This is a genomic window from Terriglobales bacterium (genome assembly GCA_035573675.1).
Taxonomy (GTDB): domain Bacteria; phylum Acidobacteriota; class Terriglobia; order Terriglobales; family Acidobacteriaceae; genus DATMAB01.
Genome location: DATMAB010000026.1, coordinates 1 through 20,987, shown reverse-complemented (window position 1 = coordinate 20,987; position 20,987 = coordinate 1). Strand labels below are relative to the sequence as shown.

The 20,987-nt window shown below is 64.4% G+C and carries 20 protein-coding genes; 10 read left to right on the top strand and 10 right to left on the bottom strand.

Annotated features, from left to right (window positions below; all coding sequences use genetic code 11):
• The first annotated feature begins 44 nt into the window (after positions 1-44).
• Positions 45-1,538: a hypothetical protein gene (locus VNK82_11485; protein ID HXE91576.1), complete on the top strand. Its 1,494-nt coding sequence runs from the start codon at positions 45-47 to the stop codon at positions 1,536-1,538.
• Between the two features lie 1,333 nt (positions 1,539-2,871).
• On the opposite strand, the gene VNK82_11480 is transcribed toward VNK82_11485, so the two are convergent.
• Together VNK82_11480 and VNK82_11475 are read right to left on the bottom strand one after the other, a co-directional pair.
• Positions 2,872-4,233, bottom strand: coding sequence for a restriction endonuclease (locus VNK82_11480; GenBank protein HXE91575.1), 1,362 nt, complete (start codon positions 4,231-4,233; stop codon positions 2,872-2,874).
• Between the two features lie 81 nt (positions 4,234-4,314).
• A complete protein-coding gene (locus VNK82_11475) occupies positions 4,315-5,796 on the bottom strand; it encodes a diguanylate cyclase (protein ID HXE91574.1) in 1,482 nt (493 codons plus the stop codon).
• Between the two features lie 95 nt (positions 5,797-5,891).
• Between VNK82_11475 and glp the strand changes: the two genes are divergently transcribed.
• From glp to VNK82_11450, 5 genes are read left to right on the top strand one after another with little or no spacing between them, the layout of a single operon-like run.
• A complete protein-coding gene (glp, locus tag VNK82_11470) occupies positions 5,892-7,130 on the top strand; it encodes a gephyrin-like molybdotransferase Glp (GenBank protein HXE91573.1) in 1,239 nt (412 codons plus the stop codon).
• A gap of 29 nt (positions 7,131-7,159) precedes the next feature.
• The gene (gene moaC / locus VNK82_11465; GenBank protein HXE91572.1) at positions 7,160-7,639 is read left to right on the top strand and encodes a cyclic pyranopterin monophosphate synthase MoaC; all 480 of its coding nucleotides are present in this window, start codon (positions 7,160-7,162) and stop codon (positions 7,637-7,639) included.
• Between the two features lie 8 nt (positions 7,640-7,647).
• On the top strand, positions 7,648-8,394 hold the full coding sequence (locus VNK82_11460; protein HXE91571.1) for a response regulator: 747 nt from the start codon (positions 7,648-7,650) through the stop codon (positions 8,392-8,394).
• A gap of 1 nt (position 8,395) precedes the next feature.
• Positions 8,396-8,881, top strand: a complete 486-nt coding sequence (locus VNK82_11455; GenBank protein ID HXE91570.1) for a MogA/MoaB family molybdenum cofactor biosynthesis protein — start codon at positions 8,396-8,398, stop codon at positions 8,879-8,881.
• Between the two features lie 49 nt (positions 8,882-8,930).
• Positions 8,931-9,557, top strand: a complete 627-nt coding sequence (locus VNK82_11450) for a VTT domain-containing protein (protein ID HXE91569.1) — start codon at positions 8,931-8,933, stop codon at positions 9,555-9,557.
• 17 nt (positions 9,558-9,574) lie between these two features.
• Here VNK82_11450 and VNK82_11445 read toward each other — a convergent pair whose 3' ends face one another.
• Genes VNK82_11445 through VNK82_11430 form a run of 4 tightly spaced genes read right to left on the bottom strand, consistent with a single transcriptional unit; the run spans position 9,575 to position 12,827 of the window.
• Entirely contained in the window at positions 9,575-10,099 is a 525-nt protein-coding gene (locus VNK82_11445) for a DUF6580 family putative transport protein (GenBank protein ID HXE91568.1), read from the bottom strand.
• A 54-nt stretch (positions 10,100-10,153) separates the two neighbouring features.
• Entirely contained in the window at positions 10,154-11,194 is a 1,041-nt protein-coding gene (locus VNK82_11440) for a metal-dependent hydrolase (protein ID HXE91567.1), read from the bottom strand.
• A gap of 21 nt (positions 11,195-11,215) precedes the next feature.
• On the bottom strand, positions 11,216-12,166 hold the full coding sequence (locus VNK82_11435; protein ID HXE91566.1) for a diacylglycerol kinase family protein: 951 nt from the start codon (positions 12,164-12,166) through the stop codon (positions 11,216-11,218).
• 52 nt (positions 12,167-12,218) lie between these two features.
• Positions 12,219-12,827: a DUF1579 family protein gene (locus tag VNK82_11430; GenBank protein ID HXE91565.1), complete on the bottom strand. Its 609-nt coding sequence runs from the start codon at positions 12,825-12,827 to the stop codon at positions 12,219-12,221.
• A 76-nt stretch (positions 12,828-12,903) separates the two neighbouring features.
• Between VNK82_11430 and ligA the strand changes: the two genes are divergently transcribed.
• A complete protein-coding gene (ligA, locus tag VNK82_11425) occupies positions 12,904-14,922 on the top strand; it encodes an NAD-dependent DNA ligase LigA (protein HXE91564.1) in 2,019 nt (672 codons plus the stop codon).
• Between the two features lie 108 nt (positions 14,923-15,030).
• Here ligA and VNK82_11420 read toward each other — a convergent pair whose 3' ends face one another.
• The gene (locus VNK82_11420) at positions 15,031-15,513 is read right to left on the bottom strand and encodes an HIT domain-containing protein (protein HXE91563.1); all 483 of its coding nucleotides are present in this window, start codon (positions 15,511-15,513) and stop codon (positions 15,031-15,033) included.
• Positions 15,514-15,812: 299 nt separating this feature from the next.
• Between VNK82_11420 and VNK82_11415 the strand changes: the two genes are divergently transcribed.
• Positions 15,813-17,636, top strand: a complete 1,824-nt coding sequence (locus VNK82_11415; protein HXE91562.1) for a 30S ribosomal protein S1 — start codon at positions 15,813-15,815, stop codon at positions 17,634-17,636.
• Between the two features lie 167 nt (positions 17,637-17,803).
• Here VNK82_11415 and VNK82_11410 read toward each other — a convergent pair whose 3' ends face one another.
• Genes VNK82_11410 through VNK82_11400 form a run of 3 tightly spaced genes read right to left on the bottom strand, consistent with a single transcriptional unit; the run spans position 17,804 to position 18,750 of the window.
• Entirely contained in the window at positions 17,804-18,157 is a 354-nt protein-coding gene (locus VNK82_11410) for a carboxypeptidase-like regulatory domain-containing protein (protein ID HXE91561.1), read from the bottom strand.
• Between the two features lie 13 nt (positions 18,158-18,170).
• Complete coding sequence (locus tag VNK82_11405; protein ID HXE91560.1) at positions 18,171-18,560, bottom strand: carboxypeptidase-like regulatory domain-containing protein; 390 nt, start codon at positions 18,558-18,560, stop codon at positions 18,171-18,173.
• A complete protein-coding gene (locus tag VNK82_11400; GenBank protein ID HXE91559.1) occupies positions 18,547-18,750 on the bottom strand; it encodes a hypothetical protein in 204 nt (67 codons plus the stop codon). The genes VNK82_11405 and VNK82_11400 overlap by 14 nt, the downstream gene beginning before the upstream one ends.
• A 118-nt stretch (positions 18,751-18,868) precedes the next feature.
• On the opposite strand from VNK82_11400, the gene VNK82_11395 reads away from it, so the two are divergent.
• Together VNK82_11395 and VNK82_11390 are read left to right on the top strand one after the other, a co-directional pair.
• Entirely contained in the window at positions 18,869-20,287 is a 1,419-nt protein-coding gene (locus VNK82_11395) for a M20/M25/M40 family metallo-hydrolase (GenBank protein ID HXE91558.1), read from the top strand.
• A 162-nt stretch (positions 20,288-20,449) separates the two neighbouring features.
• A partial coding sequence (locus VNK82_11390) for a rhomboid family intramembrane serine protease (GenBank protein HXE91557.1) occupies positions 20,450-20,987 on the top strand: 538 nt, incomplete at its 3' end.

Genomic DNA, 20,987 nt, shown 5'->3' with positions numbered 1-20,987 from the left:
TCATGATGCCCCCGGCGCACGCTTTCCGCGCCGGCGGGCGAAGCATGGCACAACGCGGCACTCCATCGGGTTCCAAAGCCACGGCGCGCGGCCCCGCTCTCGGCCGCGGGCGCAAGTGGCTGATGACCTTGCTGTTCCTGGGCTGTTTCGGCTTTGCCGGCGGCGCTGCCTTCCTCCTGTTCGCTCTGGTGCCGCTGGAGCATGCGCTCGAAGCGCGGGGCTGGGGACAGGCCGGCATCGACCGCCTCCTCGGCCTGCTGGTCTTCGCCTGGGGCCTGATCGCCCTGGCGGTCACCGCGCTCTATTACCGCCTTGCACTCGGGCGCACCTATCGCCCGCGGCAGGCGCATCTCGTCCTGCTGCTCGTCGTGGTCGCAGCCGGCGCCGCCTTCGTCATGTTCCTGGACACCGGAGTCGGCATCATCGCCGAGCGGCGCGCCCGCGTCCAGCAGCTCTCCCGCAACCTGACCTTCGGTCCCTACCCCGACCTGGACGACCTGAAGAGCCTCAAGTTCCAGCACTACGACGGCGTGATTACTCTGCTGCATCCCGCGCTTCCCTTCGAAAAGGTGCTGCTCGACCGCGAAACCGCCAACGCCGGCGAGGCCGGCATCCCGGTGTACTCCTTCCCCATGCTGCCCTGGATCTCGGAGAACCGGGACGCACTGGAGGCCATCCGCCGCCTGCTCGGCGACGGCAGCAAGCGGTACTACGTGCACTGTTATCTGGGCCAGCATCGCGCCAACCTCGTCCGCCAGATGGCCACCCACGGGCTGGCGCTGGCGGGAGAATCCGTGGACGAGCTGCTGCCCGAACGTCTTGAGCGCGGCACGATTTTCACCTACGAGCACAAGCGCATCGTCCTGGGACCGCTGCCCGTGGAGCAGGAATGGTTCACCGCCGTACTGCGCCACGGCGTGCGCGAGGTCATCTCCACGCTCGATCCCGCTGATCCCGACAATCAGCCCTGGATCGAGCAGATCAACAAGGTGGCCGCCGACTACAACCTGCGGGTCACCACCAAGCCGATCGATACCCATGCGCCCGACCCGCTGGCCATTCGCGACCTAGCCCAGTACGCGCGCAACTCAGGCGAGCGGGTGTACATCCTCGGCTACCGCATAGGACGCTGGGTCTGGCCGCTCGATGCCGCTCTCGGCGGCGGGCAGTTTGTTCCCGTCCCCATCGGACGCGATTCCTTCGAGCGCGGGCCGCTGTTCAAGTTCAACAGGAAATATGTGCTCGGGCCCTACCCGACCGACGACGAGATCGGAACCCTGAAGCTGGCGGGTATCCGTGAAGTCGTCTCCCTGATGGACGGCACGAAGCCCGACAACCAGCGCTGGATCCAGCGTGAGCAGCAGTGGACTGCCGTCTACGGCTTCCAGTTCACCCACATTTCCATTCCGTCGTCGGGCGACGCCAGCGACCAGATCAGCCAGGCCACGGACTACGTCCGCAGCCGGCCCGGCCCCCTCTACATTCACGGCTTCCGCACTGACGAGCGCGTACAGGCGGTGGCCAACCGGCTGCGGTGAGAGGGGCAGTTCTCAGTTCTCAGTTCTCAGTTCTCAGTTCTCAGCCCGCAGGTCGCAGGTCTGATGGACCCCCTCCCCTCCCCCTATTTTCCTGCAAAATCTTCAAAGCAATAGACTTAGGGGGCTGGGGTCGGGCAAAATATTGATGTCAAAGAGCTTAGGGCCAAAATAGTCAAAACAAAGAACTTATCATTTTGATAAGTCATTAAAAAAGTTTATATCAAGTAATGAGGGCTTGTCAAGGGGAGAAAGCGATTTCTGCCGCGAAGACAGTTACTTGGTTGCTTTGGCTGCCTGGCCTACTTTGCGACTGCGCCCGCCGTCTGCCACAAGCCGATCGGCAGGATGCCCATTCCAGAGAATCCCGGGACGATACGCTTTGTAAAAGCCCTGTGGAGTTATCTCAGGCTCAAACAGCGATGCTTGGGACTCGCTCGGCCGCCGAGATTTTGTGAATCGTGATTTTGCCCCTCTCAAATATTCTTCGTCGAGCTCGATGCAGATCCACTTTCTCCTTAGTCGGTCACAGACTTCCCCGGTGACACAACTTCCCGCGAAGGGGTCGATCACGCGGTCCCCAACGTCCGTGAGCATGCGTACAAAAAACTCGGGTATTGCCGCCGGAAATCTCGCGGGATGAGGTTGAATCCCCTTGTGCTTACAGTACCTTAGATACTCTCCGTTACTCTCGGTGTTTGCGAGAGCTATCAGATTTGGTGGAATCGAAGCGCCATTATCGATTCCAAACTTGTCACTTATGTCATGTCCAGATGGCCGTTTCTTTGGTTTGTAGCCGTTCCTCAGAAGCTCTCGCATGCTTTCGCTATAAGGTTGAAGCACCCGCCGATTGTCAGCGCGGGGCCACGGGGACGCAGAAAGCCACCAGATGCAATTGACTGCGTCCTTCACTCGGATTCGGCGCACGGTGACCCACTCGGCTGGTGTGGGCAACTTCGCGGGATTCCACCAGTAGAACTCCTGGGCTAAATGGAAGCCAAACTCTTCACAAAGCATGATTAGAAGCTTGAAATGATAGAGGCTACGGGTTGGTTGCCCAGGAATCCAAGCTCCTCCAATGTCGATGACCAAGCTGCCGTTGTCCCTCAGAACCCGCCGAAAGGCTTCGGCGAATGGTCGGAACCATTCAAGGTATTGGCTTGCGTCAGCGTTTCCGTACCCTTTCTTTCTGACCAGGCCAAATGGTGGGCTGGTCATGATCAGGTCCACGGAAGACTGCTTGACATACTGATTCAGATAGAGGCAAGAATCGCCATGAATAACGGCGCCGTGTTCCGTGACCAGATAGCCCCTTGGTGCTTGAGTTGCCATATGCCTATTTCTGAAGTTCCAAGACCTTCAGCTTCATTGCGTGCTTGGCCTCTCTGTTGAGCACATCCAAAATCCTCAAGGAATTACCTACAACCTGTCGGATGTCTGCGCCATCAACCATGACCACGCAGAGGTTGGAATCTTGCATGATTTTGTTTGCGTAGCGACGGGCCTCTTGCCCGATCTCCCCCGTACTGACAACGACGACGACGTTGCTCTTGAGAAAGTGGGTGAGGCCAACTTCTTTTGCAACGTCATCAACAGTAACCCTGGCCGTGTTTTTACATTGTACCTGCCATCTAGAGAACACCAGACGACTCGATTCGAAGATTACATCAACTTCGGCTCCACCAGTGGCTATTCCGCGAAGGCGGGTTGCCCGGTACTCAAGGTCCACGAGTCGCATTAACTTGAACGCTAATGCCTCAAGGGCTAAGCCTCTCGTATGACGGTCCGTGGCACTGAGCTCCGTGACAATCTCAGAGAAAGGTCTGCGGAGAAGCGGACGCAGGTCGTCCGGCAAGCGCATTTCGAGCTGCCGGAGCAGGGGTTCGACAACTTCTGCAACCAATTTCGGTGTTGCGGAGACGACCGGTGGTTTGGCTCGGGTGGACTTCTTGAGCGTTATGTATCCCGCCTTCTCTAACGGATACAGGACCTGTTTTGCCAGCGCCTTCTCGTTGTATTTCTGACCGTACGTAGCCGTCGCCGCTTTTTCGATCTCATTCGAGGGGTAGCTTCGATCCGGTCCGAGGTTGATCAGCGTTCTGAGGAAGAATCGCTGGGGTAGGCTAAGCCTTGCCAGAACGTCGATGTCCTCCGTAGCGACTCCTAGCATCTTCCGCAAGCGCGACTCGTCGACCCTATAGCCGTCAGAAAAGACGCCAGCCTTTTCAAGCCAAAGCCGCATGATGCTGGGGTGTTTGCCGCCTCTTGGGAAGTGAATTCCACGCTCTTCGAGCCATTCGCGCAGTTTGATCAGGGTTACGGGCTCGCCGCTGGCCTGAATGTCCTGAATGCACTGAATCAACGATGCTCCGTTCAGATTCCGCAGGATGTGTCTGGCAAGCGCCTCGTACAGTGCTTTTTCGTCATGTCGGAGTGAATAGAGCTCCTGGCCGAACGTTGTTAGGGTGGCCTGGTCATCAATGATGCCGTAGGCCTGCATGCCGAGCTTTGTGTTATTGGCGAGTTTGGCCCGGTTGTACGCGCTGGTTTCAATGTGAGCATCGAAATACTTCGAACGGACAGCAGCCTCGAAGGCTTTCCAGTCTCCGCCGTGCTGTTTGGCGAACTCTAGGACTTCACGGAGATCTATCTGGCTCGGGGAGAACTCACTCCCGAAGGGCAGATCGCTCTTTCTCATTTGACTCGCGAGAATAGCACGAGTTATTGGGGTGAAGAGCCCCGGGGAATGCCGACCTTGTAACCGTGCGGTTTCTACGACCTACCCCTTGCGGACGCCCACTGCGGCCATCACGCGGTTTCTTCCGGCCTGTTTGGCGGCGTAGAGGGCTTCGTCGGCGGCGCGCACCAGTTCGTCGCGGGTGGTGCCGTTCTCGGGATAGTCGGCGACGCCGGCGCTGATGGTCACCGGGCGCGGCACGCCGGGGAAGGGCCAAGCCTCGACCACGCGGCGCAGCTTCTCCGCCACGCCCATGGCCTTCTCGCCGGTGGTTTCCGGCACCAGGATGGCGAACTCCTCGCCGCCGTATCGGCACACCACGTCGGCCTTGCGCAGTTGCTGGGTGAAGATGGCGGCGATCTGGCGCAGCACCTCGTCGCCCAGCAGGTGGCCGAATTCGTCGTTCAGCCGCTTGAAGTGGTCGATATCGACCATGATCACGGCCATCTGCCCGGTGTAGCGGCTGGCGCGCTCCATCTCCTCCACCACGCGCATCTCGAAGTAGCGCCGGTTGTAGATGGAGGTGAGGCCGTCGAGGTAGGCCATCTGCTTCACGCGGTCGAAGAAGCGCGCGTTCTGGATGGCGCCGGCGCAGATATCGGCCATGGACTCCAGCGCCTGCACGTCGCCGGGCTGGAAGGCGTTCAGCGTCGCGCTCTCCAGCGCCAGCACGCCCAGCGTCTGTCCGAAGGAAATCAAAGGCAGACATAGCTCGGAGCGGGTTTCCGCGTATCCCGGCACGTAGCCTTCGACGGTGGTGACGTCGTTCTCCACCACCGGACGTCCGCCGGCCAGCGCCCGTCCGCAGAGCCCGGCGCCCGAGGGCAGGCGTCCTCCGATGCGCATGCGCGGCGTCAGCCGACCCTGCTGCGCCCGGATGACCAGGTCGCCTTCCTCCTCGCGCAGCAGCACCGCGACCTCGTCCACCGGGAACGAAACCAGGATCATGGAGCAGACCTTGTCCAGCAACTGGTCGAGGTCCAGCATGCCGGTAGTCTCCCGGGCGATGGCGTTGATGGCCTCCAGTTGCGTCGAGCGCTTGCGTTCCAGCGTGTACAGGCGGGCGTTCTGCAGGGCGATCGAGGCCTGGGTGGAGAACAGCGTCAGCAGGTCCACCGTTTCCGCGCTGAAGAAGTCGAGCTGGTCGCTCTGGCAATCGAGCACGCCCACTACGTCGTCGCGCACCATCAGCGGGATGGCGACTTCCGAGCGCGTGGACTCCATCGCCTTCACGTAGCGCGGGTCCTGGCTGACGTCGGGCGCGTAGATGGGCCGCTTCAGTTGCGCGGCCGTGCCGATGAGGCCCTTGCCCACGGGCAACCGGACGCCTTCACTGCCGATTGCGCGCCCGAAATGCGCGCGCACGTACAGCTCGTTGCTCGCCGGGTCGAGCAAAAAAATGGTGGCGTTCTGCACCTGGAAATAGTCGCGCAGGATGGAGAGGATGCGGTTCAGCACCTCATCCAGCTCGAAGGTCGAGAGGACGGCCTGGCTGGCGTCGTACAGGATGGCGATCTTCTGCATTCCTGAGCCGGATTTTACCGCATGGTTTTGCGGAAAACGCGCCCGGAAAGCGCTTACGGCCGCACGCTGGTACCATAACCGGCAGGACGAAAGTCATGTCCGCCCCTGTGTTGCCTTTTCCGGACGCGCGGCGCGTGGTGGAGGAGCGCGCCCGCGAGGCCCGGCCTGCGGAGGTGGAGCCCGTGGCGCTGGCCGAGAGCCGCGGGCGCGTGCTGGCCGAGGACGTTCTGTGCGACCGCGACCTGCCGCCCTTTCCGCGCGCCACGCGCGATGGCTTTGCGGTGCGCGCCGCCGACCTGGCCTCGCCGCCGGCGCACCTGCGCGTGGTGGGCGAAATCCGTGCGGGAGGCGGTCCGCCTGCCGGCTTCGTTTCGCTCGCCGCTGGAGAAGCCGTCGAGATCATGACCGGAGCGGCAGTTCCTGCGGGCGCCGATGCCGTGGTCATGGTGGAATACACGGCGCGCAAAGGCCCCATGGTCGAGGTGACGCGCACGGCCGCGGCAGGCGAGAACGTGGTGCCTGCGGGCAGCGAAGCGCGCGCGGGCGACGTGCTCGTTCCGCGCGGTACGCGCCTCGGGTATGCGCAGATCGGCGCCGCGGCGGCGGCCGGACGAACGGAAGTGCGCGTCGTTCGCCGTCCGCGCGTAGCCCTGCTGGCCACCGGCGATGAAGTGGTGGACGTGGCGGCCGAGCCCGGTCCCAACCAGATCCGCAACTCCAACAGCTATTCGCTGGCGGCGCAGGTGGAGGCGGCGGGCGGCGACCCGGCGCGGCTGCCCATTGCTCCCGACGAGCGCGAGGCCCTGCGGCGGCTCATCCAACAGGGACTGGGAGCGGACCTGCTGCTCATCACGGGAGGGGTTTCGGTCGGCCGCTATGACCTGGTGGAGCAGGTGCTGGCCGAATTCGACGCGGAAATTTTCTTCGCCGGCGCGCTCATCCAGCCCGGGCGTCCGGTAGTGTTCGGCCGCGCGGCGCGCCAGCCCAACGCGCGCCCCACGTTCTTCCTGGGCCTGCCGGGGAACCCCATCTCGACCATGGTGACGTTCGAATTGTTCGCGCGCCCGCTGGTGGACGCGCTCTCCGGCGCCGCGCCCGAGCCGCTGCATTTCCTGCGCGCGCGCTTGAAGTCGGAAGTGAAGGTGAGGACGGGTCTCACGCGGTTCCTGCCCGCGCGTCTTACCGGTCATATCGAGGAGACGGAAGTCGAGCGGGTGCTCTGGCAGGGCTCGGGAGACCTGGCCTCGGCGGCCCGCGCCAACTGCTTCCTGGTGGTGCCTCCGGACCGCGAGCGGTTGGCCGCGGGCGAGATGGTCGCGGTGCTGCTGCGCTAGGCCCGATGTAAGATAGCGCTCCTCGTTCCGTGGCGAAAAAGCTTTCCCATTTCGATACGCGGGGGCGGGCGCGCATGGTGGACGTCTCGGCCAAGCCGGCCACGCGTCGCGAGGCCGAAGCCACGGCCTTCGTGGCCATGTCGCGCCGCGTGCTCAAGGCGTTGCCCAGGAATCCCAAGGGGAATCCGCTGGAGGTGGCGCGGATTGCGGGCATCAGCGCCGCCAAGCGGACCGCCGAGCTGATTCCCATGTGCCATCCGCTGCCGTTGAGCCACGTTGATGTGACCACACGGCTGTGCGAGAATGGCGTCTCCATCGCCGCGCGCGTGGCCACTACGGCGGCTACCGGCGTGGAGATGGAAGCGCTGGTGGCCGCCAGCGTGGCCGCTCTGACCGTCTACGACATGTGCAAGGCCCTGGAGAAGGGCATCGAGATACGCCAGGTCGTGCTGGAGCGCAAGACGGGCGGCAAGAGCGGCGACTACCGGCGGGCGCGCCCGAGGAAATAGCCAACCCCATGCAGGCCAACGTCAAAGTCCTCCTGGTGGACGACAACCCGATGGTGCTGGAGATGCTGCGCGGGGCGCTGGACCCGCTGGCCCACGTCTCGACCTCCACGGACGGCGCCGACGCTCTGCTGAAGGTGATCGACGAGCCCCCCGACCTGCTGATCAGCGACTTTCGCATGCCCGGGCTCGACGGCCAGCAACTGCTGGACAAGATCCGCAGCCGCGCCGCGACCGCCAAGATGGCGGTGATCCTGCTGGCCAGCAAAGCTGATATCACCGACAAGCTGCGCGGACTGCAATCGGTGGAAGAGCTGGTGGAGAAGCCCTTCTTCCTGCGCGACGCCACAACGCGGATCAAGAAGACCATCGATCGCATCGCGCTGGAGAAAATGGCGCGGGAAGCGCCGGGCGAAGGCGTGCTGCGCGGCAGCCTGGCGCAAATGAACGTGATGGACCTGCTGCAGTCGCTGGAGCTGGGCCACAAGACCTGCAAGCTGGTGCTGAGCAACGACGGCGAGCGCTGCGAGATGTACTTCACCGACGGCCAGATCAACCACGCCGTCTACGGACCGCTGAAGGGCGACGACGCCGTGTACAAGGTGCTGGGCTGGCCGGGCGGCAGCTTCACCATCGACTTCACCGGCAAGAGCGCGGAGCAGACCTGCACCCGCTCCACCCAGGGCCTGCTAATGGAAGGCCTGCGCCTGATCGACGAGGCCAACCGCGACGCCGAAGAGAACATCCTCGAAACCTGACATGACGGCCGCGGTGCTCACGGTCAGCGACTCGGCGGCGCGCGGCGAGCGCCAGGACCTCTCCGGCCCGGCGGTGGCGGAGGCGCTGCGGCGCAAGGGGTTCCAGGTCGTGGCCACGGAGATCGCGCCCGACGAGCGCACCACCATCGAAAACGCGCTGATGCGGCTGGCGGCGCGGGCGCAACTGGTGGTCACCACCGGCGGCACCGGTCTGGCCGAGCGCGACGTCACGCCGGAGGCCACGCGCGCGGTGTGCGACCGCCTGGTGGAGGGCCTTGCCGAGCGCATGCGGCTGGAAGGGGCGCGCAAGACGCCCATGGCGGCGCTCAGCCGCGGCCTGTGCGGCACGCGCGGCCAGTCGCTGCTGATCAATCTGCCCGGCAACCCGGCGGGCGCGACAGAATCGCTGGCCGCCATCATCGACCTGCTGCCGCACGCTCTGGAACTGCTGGCCGGGAACACGGCGCATCCCGCCGGCCACGCCTAGAGGCCGTCGCGCGCGGGCTCATTCTTTCGCGTAGAATGAAGCAGTCCGTTTGGATTTCCTCAAGCACATCCTGGCGAAGTACACCGCATTCCTGTGGGGCCTGATGGCGCCGCTGGGCTCGTGGGCGGTGTTCACGATTGCCTTCGCCGACGCCGCGTTCGTGGGCATCCCCATGGACCCGCTGGTGGCGGCCTACGTCTACAAGTTTCCGCAGCAGTTCTGGCTGTATCCGGTGATGGGGGCCGTAGGTTCGGCGCTGGGCAGCACCATCCTCTACGGCATCGGGTGGAAGGGCGGCCAGTTGGTGCTGGCGAAGCGGGTCTCCCCGCAACGCATGGCCAGCCTACACAACTCCTTCGAGCGCCACCCTGCCTGGGCGCTGATGCTGCCTTCCATGCTCCCGCCTCCCACTCCCTTCAAACTGTTCGTGCTGGCGGCCGGGGTCTTCCGCATGCCACTGGGAGAGTTTCTTCTGGCGATCATCGCCGGGCGCATGGCGCGCTACACGATCCTGTCCGTTCTGACGGTCCTGTTCGGCGAGCGGGTGGTGCACACGCTCGGCGACCTGTTCCGCAATCACTTCGGAGCCACGCTGGGCGCGATTGGAGTGGTGATCCTGCTGGTGATCCTCTACTACCGGCTGCGGCGCTCCCCGGTTGCGGAACTGGCGGACTGACGCTTCTGCTCCGCAGCCTACGCGGCGGTGCGACGATCCTCGTGCGGGGAGTGCGAAAAGGAAGCCACCAGCGCGGGCAATCCGAAGAACACCACGGTGAACACCAGGTCTGAGGCCAGCGTGTTGCGGAAGAAGGGCACGGCGGCCGCGTAGCAGGCCAGCAGTCCTTCGAGCGTCTTCGGGTACATGTTCCAGACCGCCCAGACGGCAAAGTTGCTCACCAGGAAGAACGAAACCGAGGTGGCCAGCGCCGCACCGGCCAGGCGCAGCGGGCGGTCGTTCTCGCGCAGCAATCCGCCCAACAGCAGGATGGTCGCGTACCACGCCCAGGTGATGGGCAGGTCGGCGGTGAACGGATAGCCGTACACGAAGCGGTTCAGGACCACATCCGAGGCGGCGAGCATGAGCACCGGGATCCACAGACGGCGCCGTGGCTGGCGCGCTCCAAAGAAGAGCAGCGACGCGCCTACCGGCGTGAAGTTCAGCATGGGCGGCAGGAAGCGCAGGGCGGTGGCGAGCGCGACGAACAGGTAAGCGAGCATGTTCACCTCGGGAAACCCATTATTGCGGCGGAGCGGAGGAGCGTCAAGCAGGCTTCAGCGCAGCAGCCTGCGACGGCCGCTCATCTGCTCGGCCACGGCACGCAGGTCGCGGTCCAGCTCGACCAGCGCCTGCAACGGCCGCCGGCTGCCCGGCTCCGGGTAGACGTAGCGCAGGTCATAGAAGCGCACCAGGTAGCCGCCACCCTCGGTGGGGCTGATGGGCTCCACTTCCAGCATGGGATAGCGCGCCCAGTGCATGTACACGCGGCCCAGAGGGGAGTCCTTCGCGGCCAGGGTGACGGGTGTGTCCTGGCTTTTGTAGCGGATCTCCATGCGATCTTCCGGGTCAACGGTGGCGGTGAACGAATTGACGTGCATGGAGGCGTAGAACTCCCGGGTCTCCGCCACCGCGTACCACAGGAACGGATTCACGGGATAGGGAAAGGCGGAGACGCGGATGGGATCCTCACCCTGGTAGATGCGGGCCTCGAGCGCGGCCACGGCCCGGCGGTGCTGATAATCGCGTACGCCCCAGAAGAAGACCAGAGCAATGAGCGCGAACACGGCGCCGCCGCGCCCGCGCGTAAGCATGCGCCGCGAGGCTACTTCCTCCTGGATGAGGGCGAACAGCGAGGGGAGCACCAGCCCGGCCACCAGGATCACCAGCATCACCGGCTCGATGATGTAGACCGTGTCCCAGGCGACCCAGCGGTCGTAGAACGGCGCGAAGGGGCGAACGCCGTAGCTGTTGGTGAAGTCCAGCAGGATGTGAAGGATGCCGCCCAGGCATCCGTAGAGGAACAACCGGCGCCAGCGCGGGGGCGTGGGCGGCGGGCGCTTCAGGCGCAAACGCAGCCGGTACCAGAGCCACACCACGGCCAGCGACAACGCACCGACGAGTGGGGCGCCCAACAGCGTGTGGGTGAAGCCGCGGTGCGCGCCGAATCCCGCCGCCGGACCGCCCAGGTTCCACAGCAGGTCGATGTCGGGCATCTCGGCGCTGGCCACCATCATGGCCGTGGCCAGCGACGTAGTACGGTTCAGGCCGGCGCGGCTCACGCACAGGTTGGTGAGGAAATGGGCAACGGGTTCCACGGCGCTTGAGCTCAGCTCCTCTCAGGATGGACGTCGCGGCACCAGCAGGGTGAGCGCATCCGGCACGATAGAGACGCGCACCGGCAGCCTGCCCAGCAGTTCGCCATCGGCTTCGGCATGCACTGTGCGCGCCTCGTTCTTCGAGGCGCGGCAGACCACTTCGGTCGCGTCCATGGCTTCGACACCCGGCACACGCCAGTTGATTCCCAGAAAGACTCCCAGCAGATAGAGGAAGTAGCGCGGCTTGACCGGAGGGCGGTAGAGGAGCACGCGCAGGCAGTCGCGATTGAGCGCGGCCCCGGGCGCCAGCCGCCGCAGCGCCCCGCCGAAATAGGAGATGCGCACCGCCATCATCTGGCAGACGGTGAGCGTGTGCTGCGCGCCGCCGGGCTCGGTCACTTCCGCCTCGAAGGGCGGAAAGCGGCGGGTCAGGAACATCCATCCGGCCTGCCAGTAGTACGCACCCATGCCGATGTGCGCCTTGGCAGCCAGATTCATGGAATAGAGCATGCAGGCATCGGGACCGCAACCGGCCATCAAGACGAACCAGCGCGAGCCGGTGGAGCCGTTGGCCGCGGTGTATTCCATGCGGCCCAGAGCGATGCGCTGCGTTGCGCCCTGGACCAGGGCCTGGGCGGCTTGCGCGGGATCGCGCGAGAGCCCCAAATCGTTGGCCAGCGCGTTCCCCGTACCCAGCGGGATGACGCCCAGGGGGGTACGGCTGCCGGTCGCGACGATGCCCTGCAGGGCTTCGTGCACGGTGCCGTCGCCGCCGCAGGCGAGGATGGCATCACAGCCCGCGGCTATGGCTTCAGCGGCTTGCTCGGCAGCACTGCCGGCGTGGCGCGTGGGGACGGCGGACGCCTCGATACCGGCAGATTCCAGCACCCGGCGTACGGCCTCCACGTCGGCGGCGCGGCGCTCCCGACGCACGCCGGAAGCCGGATTGTAGAGGAGCGCAGCCCTGCGCATACCGTGGCACTTTTCTATCACGGGAGCGCAGGGCACGCGAAAACCGAGGTTCCTATTGCGCCGGGGCAGGGGCCGCGGCGACTTGCGCCCTGGCGCGCGTGTACTTGATGGTCATAGTGCGCGCCATGGGAGCCTCGGCCACCGACATGTCGATCCCGAAGTCGAAGCCGTTGGCCTTAAAGCCGCTGTAGATCATTTTCAGCTTGGTCTTCTTGCCTTCCATCTCGCCTTCGCTGAGGAAGACCAGGTTGTCGCCCTCCCACTGGCCCACGGAGACCTCGCAGCCGGCGGTCATATTGTCACACCAGACGCCGCGGAAAACCCTGGCCTTGGGATCCCAGAAGGTCATGCCGTGGCCGTTGAACTTGCCCATGGCGCCGCGCGAATTGTACTGCTCGATGAGCGAGTGGCCGCCCGGACCCAGGCTCACCTTGAACACTCCCTTGCCGGCGCCGCCGGCGGGATTGAACGGGCTGGGTTCGTGCTTCTCGGTGCTGGTCCACGTGCCGACCATCATCCTGGCCAGCTTCTCCATCTCCGGAGCGGGCTTGGGAGCGGACCAGGCCGGGGCCGCCTTCTGCTTCTTTTCTTTCTGAGACGCGGCGGGCAGAACCAGCGCCACCACGGCGAGAACCAACATCGTCACGCGCAAAGTCTCCATGCGACCTCCTCCCGTATGAGAAAGGAATGAATACCTCCGGATTAACCGGGAAAACCCTCTGAGTATAATCCTGCGCATGGCCGCGGCGAAGGAGGTAGCGCAGAAGATCGAGAAGCTGCGCGACCAGATTCGGTACCACGAGCATCGCTACTACGTGCTCGACAGCCCGGAGATCTCCGACGCCGAGTTCGACCGGCTGGTGCTCGAGCTCAAGCGGCTGGAGGCCGAACATCCCGAGCTGGTGACGCCGGATTCGCCCACGCAGCGGGTGGGCGGCAAGCCGGCGGAGGGCTTCCGCAAAGTGGAGCACTCGCGGCCCATGCTCTCGCTCGACAACGCCTACAGCGAGGAAGAACTGGCCGACTGGGAGCGGCGGGTGCACGAGCTCACCGGGCGCAAGGAAGTGGCCTACGTCTGCGAACTGAAGCTGGACGGCATGTCGCTGGCGCTGACCTACGAAGACGGACAACTGGTGCGCGGCGTCACGCGCGGCGACGGCACGGTGGGCGAGGACGTAACCACCAACGTGCGCACCATCCGCTCGGTACCGCTTTCGGTCCCGGTCGCGACGCGCAAGAAGGCCGGACTGCCAGCCGACTTTGAAGTTCGCGGCGAGGTCATCATGCCGCTGGCCGCGTTCCGCAAGATGAACGAAGAGCGCGAGCGCCAGGGACTTTCGCAGTTCGCCAACCCGAGGAACGCCGCCGCCGGGACCATCCGGACGCTGGAGCCGAATATCGTCGCCCAGCGGCGGCTGGACTTCTTCGCCTACTTCCTGCTGGTCAAGGGACGTTACTACTTTGAGCGGCACTCGGAGGCGCTCGAAGCCCTGAAGACCGCGGGCTTCAAGGTGAACCGGCATTACACCGTGGCCAAAAACCTGGCGGAAGTGCTGCGTTTCATCCGCGAGTGGGAAGAAAAGCGCGAGAAGCTACCGCACGAAATCGACGGCGTGGTGATCAAAGTGGATTCCACGGCGCTGCAGGACGAGCTGGGCTACACGGGCAGGGCGCCGCGCTGGGCCATCGCCTACAAGTACGCGGCGCGCGCCGGAACGACCCGGGTGGAAGACATCATTGTGCAGGTGGGCCGCACCGGAAAACTGACGCCGGTGGCCGTGCTCACGCCCGTGCCCATCGGCGGAACAACCGTCTCGCGCGCCACACTGCACAACATGGATGAGATCGAGCGCCTGGGCCTGAAGATCGGCGACTTCGTCGAGGTGGAGCGCGGCGGCGACGTTATCCCCAAGGTCACGCGCGTGGTGGAGGACAAACAGCATCCGCGCGGCCACAAGAAGTTCCACATGCCGAGCGAATGTCCTGTTTGCCACGGGCATGTGGTGCGCGACGAAGGCGAGGTGGACCATCGCTGCGTCAACGCCAACTGTCCCGCCAAGCTGAAGGAGACCATCCGCCACTTCGCCGCGCGCCCGGTGATGAACATCGAGGGCATGGGTGAGGCGCTGGTAGACCAGCTCTGCGACCGCGGCCTGGTGAAAAGCGTGGCCGATATCTACGACCTCACGAAAGACCAGCTGGTCGCGCTGGAGCGCATGGGGGAAAAGTCGGCGCAGAACCTGCTCGATGAGATCGAGGCCTCGAAGAAGCTGCCGCTGGAGCGGGTGATTTACGGCCTGGGCATCCGCTTCGTCGGCGAGCGCACGGCGCAACTGCTGGCCGAACACTTCGGTTCACTTGATGCCTTGATGGACGCGAGCAAAGAAGAATTGCAGCAGGTGGCCGAGGTCGGCCCGCGCGTTTCGGAGAGTATCCGGTCGTTTTTCGACGAGAGGCGCAACCGTGAACTGGTAGAACGCCTGCGCAAGGCGGGCCTGACCTTCGAGGCGAAGAAGAGGAAGCGCGGGACCAAGCTCGCAGGCAAAACCTTTGTGTTGACCGGTACGCTCGCGCACTACTCACGCGACGAAGCCCGGCGCATGATCGAGGACGCAGGCGGCAAGGTCACGGGCTCAGTGAGTAAGAAGACGGATTACGTAGTCGCCGGTGCGGACCCCGGATCCAAGCTGGATAGGGCGCGAGAGCTTGGAGTGAAGGTGATTGGGGAGAAAGAGATGGAGAAGCTCGTAGAGTGATCCTTGAGTCATTGAATCAGTGAATCATTGAAAAGCAACCCCAGCCATCGCACTGGACAGGTCTTCTGGATGTCTTGCAATGATTTAATGATTGACTGATTCAGCGATTCAATCCCTTAGTTTTCCCTTCACTCTTTCCCACGTGGTCTCCAGCGTCTCCGGCAGCACCCTGGTTTCGGCCACGGCGGACATGAAGTTCGAATCCGCGATCCAGCGCGGCAGGACGTGCATGTGGACGTGCCCGGCGACGCCGGCGCCGGCGGCCTTGCCGATGTTCATCCCCAGGTTGATGCCGTCCGGCTTGTAGAGTTCCCGGAGCACGCCTTCCATGCGCTGCGAAAGCGTCATCATCTCCTGCGCGGTCGGCCCCGGCAGCTTCTGCAGTTCGTCGAGGTGCTCGTAGGGCACCACCATCACGTGCCCGGGCGTATAGGGATAGGCGTTCAGGACAATGTAGCAGTGCGGGCCGCGGTGCACGATGAGCGCCTTGCGATCGTCCTTTTCCTTGATTTTCTCGCAGAAGATGCAAGCGGGGGCCTTGTCGGTCTGGGTGACGTAGGCGTAGCGCCAGGGCGTCCACAGGTAATCCATGGGAGGGCAAGGGTACCAGAGTGGACGCGGCCCTCCCAAACGCAGGCGGGCAGCAGGGGGCGCCCGAATGGCATCGAAAAATGAGGACCGCTGGTTTGACACTCCAAAACGACGGTTGCTATAGTTTTTGGGTCCTGTAGCGCGGCGTTCGCGTTGCAGGCCCCGGCCGCTGGGGTCCCAAGCCCGTTGTTGTCACGACACGGGCGTCTCATTCCAGAGAGAGTTGCGCCAGCAGTCCGCGAATTTTTTTCGATGGCTCCGGATTCCGCACGCGGACGGAGCCTGAACAGGACACGACTTTGTCAGACCCGAAGCCGACCAACCCCGAAAACAACCCGATCAACCCGGAAGCGACTGCCGCAACGCCCGCAGTTCCAGCGCCGGAGGCTGCACCCCCGACCGTAGCAGCTCCAACGGCGCCCTCGAGTACGGAGCCCGCGGGCGAGAAAGAAACCGTAGATTTCGCCCAGGCGCTCGAAACCTACACGGCCGAAACCGAGGGCGTGCTGGATGAGAAGGTCCACACCGGCACCGTGCTCAAGATCACGCCCACGCACGTGGTGGTGGACGTGGGCCTGAAATCCGAAGGGCTGGTGCCCATCGCCCAGTTCCAGGATCACGCGGGCAACGTCAAGGTGAAGCCGGGCGACGAGATCCCGGTGATGCTGGAGCGCGGCGAGCATGAGGAAGGCTACGTCCTGCTCTCCTACGAGAAAGCCCAACGGCTGAAAGTGTGGGACGACATCGAGAAGGCCTACCACGAGAATCGGGCCATCCACGGCAAGGTGGTGGAGCGCGTGAAGGGCGGCCTCTCGGTGGACATCGGGGCGCGCGCGTTCCTGCCCGGTTCGCAGGCCGATATCCGCCCGGTGCGCAACCTGGATTCGCTGGTGGGTCAGGAATTCGACGTCCGCATCGTCAAGCTGAACAAGAAGCGCGGCAACATTGTGGTCTCGCGGAAGCAGCTGCTGGAGGAAGAGATTGCGGCCAAGCGTTCGAAAACGCTGGAGCATCTGGAAGAAGGCGCCGTCCTCACCGGCACGGTGAAGAACCTCACCGACTACGGCGCGTTCATCGACCTGGGCGGCATCGACGGCCTGCTGCACATCACCGACATGTCCTGGGGACGGCTCACGCACCCGCGCGACCTGGTGCACGTGGGCGATGAGATCCAGGTGAAAGTGCTCAAGTTCGACAAGGAGAAGCAGCGCGTCTCCCTGGGCTTCAAGCAACTGACCCCGGATCCGTGGCTGGACGCGGCGCACCGCTATCCGGTAGGCGCGCGGGTGAAGGGCCGCGTCATCTCGGTGACCGATTACGGCGCTTTCATCGAGCTGGAGCAGGGCATCGAGGGCCTGGTGCACGTCAGCGAAATGACGTGGTCCAAGCGCATGAAGCATCCGTCGAAGGTCGTCAAGGTCGGCGACGAGGTGGAGGTGGTGGTGCTGGACGTGAATCCCGGCGACCGCCGCATCTCGCTGGGCCTGCGCCAGCTTCTGGCCAACCCGTGGGAGTCGTTGCAGGAGCGCTTCCCCGTCGGCACCGTGGTGGAGGGCCGGGTGCGCAACCTCACCGAGTTTGGCGCCTTCGTGGAGATCGAGGACGGCATCGACGGCCTGGTGCACGTCAGCGATATCAGTTGGACCAAGCGCGTCAAGCATCCGTCGGAGGTGCTGAAGAAGGGCGACCGGGTGAAGACCGTCATCCTGGCCATCGACAGCAAGAACCGCCGGCTGTCGCTGGGGATCAAGCAGCTCCAGCCCGACTCCTGGGAGGCGTTCTGCAACAGCCACCATGTCGGCGACGTGGTGCACGGCAAAGTGGTGCGCTCGGCCCCGTTCGGCTACTTCGTGGAAGTGGCGGACGGCGTCGAGGCCCTGTGCCACACCTCCGAGGCCGTGGACGAGCACGGCACACAGATGAAGCTGGAGCCCGGCGCGGAGCACAACTTCCGCATCCTCAAGATGAGCCCGCAGGAGAAGAAAATCGGGCTCAGTCTGCGCGCCGTGGGCAAGGAAGGCAGCCGCGCCGAGGTCGAAGCTTACAAGCACTCCGCTTCCAGCGCCACTTCGACCATCGAAGAGCTGATGTCGCTGAAGCGCGCGGGCAACGGGCAGAACTAGCTCGCCTTACGACCCTCGCCGCGGATTCACGTGGAGGAACGGGGATTGCCTCCTCGACCCTGCAAAGCGTCCCATTTGGGAGGTTTGAGGTCGGGATGCCTGCCATAGAGCGGCTCTAGCAGCGGCGTCCCTGCGAAGATCTTGACGCGAAGTAGAATCGACCACTCTTACTTCGCCGGGTCGATGCGCAGGTGGATGACGACCTTCTTGCGGCTGTCGAAAGAGCTGAGCGTCTTGGTGTCCGAGCGCTTGCCCTGGTACTCGGCGTAGACCTGGTAATCCACGTTGGGCGAGAGGCCGCCGAAGCGGTAGCCACCGTCGGCCTCGGCGACGAACGTCCGCACACCCAGCGTCTTCTGGTTCTTCAGGTAGACGATGGCGTTGGGCAGTGGCTCGTTCTGCGAGGTCATCACCTGCCCGGAGAGCGAACGGGTGTTGTCCTGCTGGTCGGCGGAAAGAAGCGGCAGAGCAGCGCCCAAAATCGCAAACAACGCCAAGCAAACAAAGGACTTACGTCCCACAGACTCCCCCTCGCTACTCCGTTAGATGCAGGCCGATGTCGGCACGCTCGTCGTTTTCTATGTGCACACGGACTTCCGGTTTGGGCCGGTCCCTGGGGCCCTTGATGTCTGCCCACACCACGTATTCCTGCTTGCCGGCAGGCAGCCGCACGGCGAACTCCCCGCGGCGGTCGGAGTACATCTCCCAGCGGGCTTTTTTCTCGTGGGCGCGGCGGACCTTGATCTTGACGCCCTGCACCGGCCGCGAGTCCGGCCCCCAGACCGTGCCGAAAATCAGCGCATAGGGTTTGCGAGGATCGTCTTTCGGTTCGGGACCCCAGGCCCGAGCGCTCTCCAGCGCCGCGCTGCACACCGCGGCGACCAGCAGCGGAAGGGCGAGGGCGCGCACGCTACGAGTAGTCACCGTCCTCGCTCTCTTCCTCCTCGTACTCTTCGTCTTCTTCTTCTTCCTCTTCGACCTTGACCAACTGCAGCGGTTCGGTGCCGACCACCTCGTAGTCGGTGCCGCAATCGGGACAGGAGACGATTTCGCCCTCGTCTACGTCGTCCTCTTCAAAGTCCAGGTCCGCTTCGCATTCCGGACAAGACACCATGAGTGCCTCCTCAGGGGATTGGACGCCGGGCGCGGCGCCCCTGCTATATTTAGAGACTCTTCGCGCCAGCGTCAAGTTGCACGCGCGCGCAATGCGAAAAAATTCCCAAGGAGGAACTGTGCGCATCCCCGGCCATATCCTGACTGCCATCCTGGCTCTGGCGCTCGTCCCGGGAGCAGCGGCTCAGAGCGCCCCCGCGGGCCCTCCCGCTTCGCCCTCCCCGGCAACGTTATCGTCGGCGCGCGATTCGCGCATTGTGGCGGCGCTGCGCCAGGTTTCCGCAGCCCGTATCCGCGCCAACATCGAGAAGCTGGCGGGCTTCGGGACGCGGCACACACTCTCCGCGGCCGATGCGGAAGCAGTGCGCTCCGGGCGCGGCATCGGCGCCGCCCGAGAATGGATCAAGCAGGAATTCGAAAGCTACTCACGCGCCTGCGGAGGCTGCCTTGAAGTGGAGTTCCAAAGCTTCACACAGGGAACCTCTGAGCGCGTGCCGCAGCCGACGGAGATCGTCAACGTGGTCGCTACCTTGCGCGGCACCGATCCGGCGAACGCCGGCCGCCTCTACGTGGTGACCGGCCACTACGACTCGCGCAATTCCGATCCGCTGGACGCCACCGGCGACGCCCCCGGCGCCAATGACGACGCCTCCGGCACGGCCGTGAGCCTGGAGTGCGCGCGCGTCTTGAGCCAGCACCGCTTCCCCGCGACCATCGTGTTCATGGCCGTGGCCGGGGAGGAACAAGGACTGTTCGGCAGCCGCTATTTCGCCCGCACCGCGCGGGAGAAGAATCTCAACCTCGGCGGCGTGCTGAACAACGACATCGTGGGCGGCAACCGCACGCCCGGCGACACCCTGCAGAATCGCAATCTGGTGCGCGTGTTCTCCGAAGGCATTCCGCTGAATGCGACGGAGCAGGAACTGCGTCTCATCCGCGCGACCGGCGGCGAGAACGACTCCGCCTCGCGCCAGCTCGCCCGCTACATCCGCGACACCGCGCGCCTCTACCTGCGCGGGCCGTTCGCGCCCATGCCGGTCTTCCGCCGCGACCGCTACCTGCGCGGCGGCGACCACACTCCCTTCAACGAGTTCGGCTACGCCGCCGTGCGCTTCACCGAGTTCCGCGAGGATTACAACCATCAGCACCAGAACCCGCGCACGGAAAAAGGCATCGAGTACGGCGATCTTCCCAGGTTCGTGGACTACGAATACGTAGCCAACGTGGCGCGCCTGAACGCCGCCACACTGGCCTCGCTGGCGGCGGCGCCCGCGCCCCCGGCCAACGTCCGCCTGTTGACCAAGGAGCTGGAGAACGACTCGACGCTGGTGTGGGAACCCTCGCCCGGGGGCCTGGCCACGGGCTACGAAGTGCTGTGGCGCTCGACCACCGCGCCCTACTGGGAGAACGTGAAGCCGGTAGGCAACGTCACCCGCGCGACGCTCAAGATGTCCAAGGACAACGTCATTCTCGCGGTGCGGGCCGTGGGCGCCCAAGGCCACCGCAGCCTGGCGGTGGTGCCGACACCGGAGCGATGAGCGGACCCCTCAGGGGCTAAAGCCCATTCTTTTCGCGGTCCCTTTCGGCACGGCTGAAGCCGTGCCCTGATACGAAGCGCGGCATGGCGTCCGCCGTGCCGGACTTCGCGCCCCACAGCAAACCTGTTACTCTGAACTCCAGCCACTAGCCACTGCTCTTTCATGCCCCGCGGATACGAAGTCACGCTCAGCTTCCCTCCCTTCACGCGCACGATGAAGTGGCTGATCGCCGGCAACGCCGCCATCTTCCTGCTCACGCTGCTGATGGGCGTGGGGGCGCCGCGCTTGGCCGCCGCCTTCATCCACGCCTTCGGTCTGGTGCCCGGCCTGGTGGTCAAGGGATGGTTGTGGCAACTGGTGACCTACTCGTTCTTGCACGGCGACTTCTTCCACCTGCTGTACAACATGCTCATCCTCTGGATGTTCGGCACGGACCTGGAGCTGGCTTGGGGACGCCGGCGCTTTCTCGACCTCTACTTCCTCAGCCTGACCGGCGCGGCGGTCGTGACGGTGCTGATGGCGCTCGCCGGCGTGCTGGTAAGCATGACAGGGCCCACCATCGGAGCCTCGGGCGGCGTGTACGGCATCCTGGGGGCGTTCGCCGTTGTCTACGGCGACCGGCGCATCATCATCCTGCCGTTCCCCATCCCGCTCAAGGCGCGCTACTGGGTGGGCTTCCTGGTGCTGATCTCGGTGGTCG